Annotated in this window: 7 protein-coding genes; 6 read left to right on the top strand and 1 reads right to left on the bottom strand. The window is 35.2% G+C overall.

All coding sequences use genetic code 11. The features are described from left to right. The first annotated feature begins 35 nt into the window (after window positions 1–35). Window positions 36–779: a hypothetical protein gene (locus LS66_RS08150; RefSeq protein WP_034368093.1), complete on the top strand. Its 744-nt coding sequence runs from the start codon at window positions 36–38 to the stop codon at window positions 777–779. Then, the gene (locus LS66_RS08155; RefSeq protein ID WP_011115219.1) at window positions 779–1072 is read left to right on the top strand and encodes a DUF3240 family protein; all 294 of its coding nucleotides are present in this window, start codon (window positions 779–781) and stop codon (window positions 1070–1072) included. Before LS66_RS08150 ends, LS66_RS08155 begins: the two co-directional genes overlap by 1 nt. Before the next feature lie 15 nt (window positions 1073–1087). On the opposite strand, the gene LS66_RS08160 is transcribed toward LS66_RS08155, so the two are convergent. Then, window positions 1088–1558, bottom strand: coding sequence for a tRNA (cytidine(34)-2'-O)-methyltransferase (locus LS66_RS08160; protein ID WP_034368096.1), 471 nt, complete (start codon window positions 1556–1558; stop codon window positions 1088–1090). Between the two features lie 147 nt (window positions 1559–1705). Between LS66_RS08160 and LS66_RS08165 the strand changes: the two genes are divergently transcribed. The 4 genes from LS66_RS08165 to LS66_RS08180 all read left to right on the top strand — a co-directional run. Further along, window positions 1706–3280 carry an anaerobic C4-dicarboxylate transporter gene (locus LS66_RS08165; RefSeq protein WP_011115221.1) on the top strand — a complete coding sequence of 525 codons (1575 nt, stop codon included), beginning with the start codon at window positions 1706–1708 and terminating at the stop codon, window positions 3278–3280. Window positions 3281–3331: 51 nt separating this feature from the next. Continuing rightward, window positions 3332–4369 carry a UDP-glucose 4-epimerase GalE gene (galE, locus tag LS66_RS08170; protein WP_011115222.1) on the top strand — a complete coding sequence of 346 codons (1038 nt, stop codon included), beginning with the start codon at window positions 3332–3334 and terminating at the stop codon, window positions 4367–4369. 16 nt (window positions 4370–4385) lie between these two features. Further along, entirely contained in the window at window positions 4386–5144 is a 759-nt protein-coding gene (locus LS66_RS08175) for a hypothetical protein (protein ID WP_034368097.1), read from the top strand. A 10-nt stretch (window positions 5145–5154) separates the two neighbouring features. Further along, window positions 5155–6122, top strand: a 968-nt coding sequence (locus LS66_RS08180; RefSeq protein ID WP_138092025.1) for a hypothetical protein, incomplete at its 3' end; no start/stop codon positions are given.

The raw sequence follows: 6122 nt of genomic DNA on the forward strand, positions 1-6122 counted from the left end.
ATGCACACTTTTAAAATTAAAAAAGGAGAAGAGAAATGGCTTTGTTTGAAGTTAATATGCCGCCAATCCCTGATAATATCCCAATCCATACTATTGAACATACACCACTCCTTAAACGCGCTAAATTATTGTGGATTGGCGCTCTGATTCTTGCTGTGATTAATGTATATATCGTTGTATCCTCAATGAATATGCTCACAGGTGAAATACCTGCAATGAGCAACACACTTAGCACTATTATCGGATTCTGCGGGACTATTTGTATTCTCTTTTGTTTTTTTTATCTCTGCAAACTTGCAAGAAGAAAACGACTTTTAAAACTCTATGCTATTCAGCTCGTTATCGGTATTATAGCTGGTATTTTTCAATTATTTATTCCCGAGTTCAACAATTCTTCTACATCAACCGACATAATTGCCATAACTTCAAGCTTTTCTGCCTATATGATATTTTGCTCTATCGCTGCTCCTATTGTCGTTTATATTTTATGGGAGCTCGGCAAAGAGCTAAGTTTTATCACCAATGAAAAAACTTTTTTTAAAGCAACCAAAATTATGGTTGTAGGACTCCTTGTCTTTCTTATTTCATCAATTGGCTTTCTAGTTACAGCAAGGCTTCAAAATGAGAATGTTGCACTTTTTTTTGGAATCCTCTTTATGGGCTTTGGAGTGATGGTTGTGTATGGAATCATACTTTATCTTATAGGTATCTTTAAAATTCGTGTCATTGTCCAATATGGTGAAGACGCACAAAATACAATCTCTCAAAAAGAAAACTAATGCAAAATCAAACATTAAGCATTGATATTTATTTTAAGGATACGCTCAAAGATGCGATTGTAGATATGCTCTTAGAAGATGGATATGATGATTTTTTCTATATTCCTTGCGCTAAATATGCTTCTAATTTCCTTTTACAAAGTGCTTCAGAACAAGTAAGCGGCAGGCAAGAATATGGGCTTTTTAGAATGTTTATTGATGAACAAAAAGCGCAATTTATTATTAATAAACTCCTCCAAGCTTTTGGTAAAGAAGATATGAGAATCTACACTCATTGCACCACACAAATATAAAACTAAGTATATTGTTTATAGAATCTTATAAGATTGACATTGACGCACTCCCTCATAAAGAGCTGCTCCAACACTTGTAGCGAGATTGATACTCCGCACACCCGCTTTCATTGGTAATTTATACACTTGCTTTTGATATGTGTGCAAAATATCTTCATTCAATCCCGCATCTTCCCTGCCAAAGTATAAAAACCCACCTTGAGAAAAATCTGCATCATAATAGAGCTGCTGTGCTTTAGTGCTAAAGAAAAAGTGTCTCTTACTTGGGGGATAAGAATGCCAAAATGTATTCAAATCTGCCCATTCATATACCTGTAAATGTTGCCAATAATCAAGCCCGGCACGCTTAAGCTCCTTTTGGGTTGTGCTAAATCCAAGCGGATGTATCAAATGTAATACAGAATCTGTCGCCACACAAAGCCGCCCTATATTGCCTGTATTTTGTGGAATCTGTGGCTGCACAAGCACAATTTGAAAAGCTGCCATTTATTTTGTTTCCTTTGGAAAAATGTAAATATGCCTCACTTTAACACACTCACGCCATAAAAAAACTTAAATATTATCTATTTAAGTCAGATGTAACATTCTTTTAGAAATAATGCTCCGAATTTTTCTTATACTCAAGGAGGACTTATGGAATTTTTTACAAGTTTAAATGAAGGGTGGCAATTTAGTATTCAGCTCCTTGTCGTGCTTATTTGCCTTTTTTATGGTGCAAGAAAAGGCGGTATTGCTTTGGGATTACTTGGGGGCATTGGTATTTTAATGCTCGTATTTGTCTTTCATATCAAGCCGGGCAAACCTGCTATTGATGTTATGCTTACCATTCTTGCTGTGGTTGTAGCAAGTGCAACACTACAAGCAAGCGGAGGCTTAGATGTGATGCTCCAAATTGCAGAGCGTATTCTAAGACGCAATCCAAAATTCCTCACAATCCTCGCTCCTTTTGTAACTTGCTTTTTGACGATTCTTTGTGGCACCGGACACGTAGTTTATACAATTATGCCTATTATTTATGATATTGCAATTAAAAACAATATCCGCCCTGAACGACCTATGGCAGCTGCTTCTATTTCTTCACAAATGGGGATTATTGCATCTCCTGTATCTGTGGCAGTTGTGAGCCTAACAGCCTTGCTTTTAAATACAGAGCATAAACTTGCAGGATTTGATGGCTATATCAATTTGCTTCAAATTACTATTCCTAGCACACTTTTTGGCGTGCTTTGCATCGGTATTTTTTCTTGGTTTAGAGGCAAAGACTTGGATAAAGACTTGGAATTTCAAGAAAAGTTAAAAGACCCCGAATTTCACAAATATGTTTATGGGGATTCTAAAACACTTTTGGGAGTCAAACTTCCCACAAAAGATTGGGTGGCTATGTGGATATTTTTAGGTGCAATCGCACTTGTAGCCTTAGTAGGAGCTTTTGAATCTATCAAGCCAAACTGGGGACAAAAAATGGCTTATGAAGCTCATCTGCAAGAAACAACTATCAAATGGACACCAAATGGTGAGAATAAAGGTATAGTGGATTTAAAGGCTCTAGGCTTTGACCAAAAGGCACAAGGGGGGGGGCAGAGTGCATTTAAATCCGCTTTAGAATCTGGAGAAATTGTAGCTATTGCACAAAAAGACAAGCTTGGTAATCCATCTATGGATTATATTTCAATGGTAAATGTCATTCAAGCTTTTATGCTCCTCGCAGGCGCACTCATTATTATTTTTACGAATGTTGATGCGAAAAAAATTGGGAATAATGAAATTTTTAAATCTGGTATGATTGCGCTCGTAGCAGTATTTGGAATCTCGTGGATGGCAGATACAATGTTTGCAGTGCATACACCGATGATGAAAGATGCACTTGGTGATATTGTCAAAGCTCACCCTTGGACTTATGCGATTATGCTCTTGCTGATTTCTAAATTTGTTAATTCTCAAGCAGCAGCTATTGCAGCATTTGTGCCTTTGGCTTTGGGTATTGGTGTAGAGCCGGGTATTATTGTAGCTTTTGCGGCAGCTTGTTATGGATATTATATTTTGCCTACTTATCCTAGTGATTTGGCAACGATTCAATTTGATAGAAGTGGCACAACGCATATTGGCAGATTTGTTATTAATCACAGCTTTATCCTACCCGGGCTTATTGGGGTATTTAGCTCTTGTGTAGCAGGATATTTGCTTGCAAAGGTTGCAGGATATATTTAGCTTAACTTGATAGAATCTAAATGCGGATTCTATCAAGTTTAAGGAGCATATATGCCTTATCTTTTGCTTACAGGTGCGAGTGGCTACATCGGTTCTCATACTGCTTATTGTCTTTTGAAAAATACAAATTATCATATTCTTATCGTTGATGATTTAAGCACAGGCTTTAAAGAAAACATTGCTTATCTCCAAGAATGCTTTGAGGAGCGAGTGAGTTTTGTGCAAAGCAATATCAACGATATATCCAAAATGCGCACTTTGCTCTTGCACTATAAATTTGAGGCAGTGATTCACTTTGCGGCTTCGCTTATTGTCGGAGAATCTGTCCTCAAACCCCTTGAATACTATACAAACAACACCCTTAATACTACAAATCTTATTGCCTTGTGCATAGAATGCGGCATAACAAAATTTATCTTTAGCTCTACAGCAGCAGTATATGGAGAGCCACATACTTCACTTATCCCTATTGATGAGAATGCCCCACTTTTACCTATTAATCCTTATGGAAGCTCAAAAATGATGAGCGAGCGAATCTTATACGATACTTCACTTGCATTCAAAAACTTTAATTATGTAGCATTGCGATATTTTAATGTCGCAGGAGCGAGTATGGATAACACGCCACAGATTCTCTCAAACCATAAAGGCTTGGGGCAAAGGAGCAAAAATGCTACTCATCTTATCAAAGTCGCTTGTGAGTGTGCTTGTGGCAAAAGAGAATCTATGAGTATCTTTGGCACAGATTATCCCACAAAGGACGGCACTTGTATCCGCGATTATATTCATATTGATGATTTAGCAAGTGCGCATCTTGAAGCTCTTACATTTTTACAGCATACACAAACTTCCAATATTTTTAATGTAGGCTATTGCAAAGGATATAGTGTAAAAGAAGTAATTGATGTTGTCAAAGAAATCAGCGGAATGGATTTTAAAGTTATAGAATCTGCTCGTAGAGAGGGCGACCCTATTGAGCTAAGTGCCAAAAATGAAAAGATTCTCTCCCTTACGCAATGGAAACCAAAATATAATGATTTAAGAGTGATTGTCAAAAGTGCTTATGAATGGGAGTGTTCATTGAAATAAAGGAGGGAAGCAATGAATGAAATATAATGTCTTAGCAATCATTGGAATCTTAATAGTATTTTTTATGATGAAAGGTTGTTCTTATCCTACAAGTTATCGTGCCTTTATCCCTAAGGCTTTAGATTCTGAATATAAGGAATATGAGAGATTATGCGAAATTTCCCAAAAAGGCATTGTTTATTCTCGCCCTTTACCGCAATATATACAAGATTATTATACTCTGCAAGAAAAAAAGACCTTAAGGCAAGATGTTCGTGTTAAATCGTTTTGGCATAGTATCACTCAAGATATGGTAACTGATACTTTTGTTGAAGGTAATAGTAGCCAAATAGCATTAGCTGTTGAAAAAATAAATAAAAAAGATAATTTAAGTATCAAAAAAGATTTTATATTACTAAAGCCTTATATTTATCAATTATCATTCACCATACAACTTGGCAATACTTATGCTCTCATATCTTCTCTTGTGGATTCTCAAAATGGAACAATATATGCCTATAAGATAAGTGAAGTATTTTATTATACAAATTGGAGGCAAAACCCATTAACAACTTGGGGTTATCCAAGTAAGTATAATATTTATTGTCAAGCAGGTGAGGAGGAAACTATTTTATCCTATAATAATCCTATACAATATCTACATACACTTAAAACAAAAGGTAATGAGCAAGACATATTGTTTATTGAAAAAATTAAAAAGCACTTTGAGGCAAAAAAGATAAAATTGCAAGATTTGCTTGTCCAAGACAAATTAAATAAAGAAATCAACTCATAAAAGGATACTTATGCAAAAAAATAACTCTAAAAACACAAACACAAACATATTGTCAAATGCTCACATAGATTCTAAAAGACGCAAAGCTATTAAAGATTTAAGAGACTTAAGCTTACTTGGTGCAGGTAGCATACTAGGATTGCAAATATATAAAGATTTTAAAAGCCATAGCATAGATTCTCTATCCTCTAGTCTTGATACTTCTTTACAATCTCACACATTAGATTCTGCTTCTATTTTAGAATCTAATGCCCTAGATTCTTTGCATTCTCTCTCTCATTCTAATATCTCTAGTGAAATCCTCTCACTCCCTCTCAAATACTTTAATGTGCCACAAACATACACTATGCTTTTAGAATCTAAACTTCCAAGAAATCAAAGAGAAAATCTACTCTATATCGTGCCATTACTTACAAGTAAAGACTTTAACCATACAATGCCTAGTCTCTATCATCACTATAATGCAGAAAATAATACACATAGCATAATCTATAATGAGACAAGCCAATTCTTACAATATCACTATGACACTTTAGGCTCTTTACTCAAAGACTTGCAATCTCATCATTTTATAGCAAGAGATTATAGAGCATTGAGCCAAGATTCTAACAACCTTTTAGAAAATCTTTTGCAAGAGATGATACAAAATCTCATCATACATAACACAACAACCCATATATCCCTCAATGATATACGCAAATACCAAGTGCCAGAGGAGAGTGGCAACACATCATATTATATAGATGATTTTACATTCTTTGCCAATGGATTTAATAAGGCAAATGTAGATATTCTCAAAACAAAAAAAGAACTCTACAAACTCTTAGATTCTAATAAATCAGAATCATATAGAAAACTTGATAGTCGCACGGGTAAAAAAGCCATAGATGCTTATAATACCTGCATAGATATATTAAGTGATATAGCCAATGATATTACCAACACTAATACACAAACAAATACCTATGAAGCAAAGAT

This window comes from Helicobacter sp. MIT 03-1614, from assembly GCF_000762925.2.
GTDB lineage: Bacteria > Campylobacterota > Campylobacteria > Campylobacterales > Helicobacteraceae > Helicobacter_C > Helicobacter_C hepaticus.

What these genes read in the sequence shown, in the direction of transcription:
- LS66_RS08175 (WP_034368097.1), top strand. Translation starts at nt 4,386, where the DNA reads ATGAAATATAATGTCTTAGCAATCATTGGAATCTTAATAGTATTTTTT.
- LS66_RS08155 (WP_011115219.1), top strand. Translation starts at nt 779, where the DNA reads ATGCAAAATCAAACATTAAGCATTGATATTTATTTTAAGGATACGCTC.
- LS66_RS08160 (WP_034368096.1), bottom strand. Translation starts at nt 1,558, where the DNA reads ATGGCAGCTTTTCAAATTGTGCTTGTGCAGCCACAGATTCCACAAAAT.
- LS66_RS08150 (WP_034368093.1), top strand. Translation starts at nt 36, where the DNA reads ATGGCTTTGTTTGAAGTTAATATGCCGCCAATCCCTGATAATATCCCA.
- galE (WP_011115222.1), top strand. Translation starts at nt 3,332, where the DNA reads ATGCCTTATCTTTTGCTTACAGGTGCGAGTGGCTACATCGGTTCTCAT.
- LS66_RS08165 (WP_011115221.1), top strand. Translation starts at nt 1,706, where the DNA reads ATGGAATTTTTTACAAGTTTAAATGAAGGGTGGCAATTTAGTATTCAG.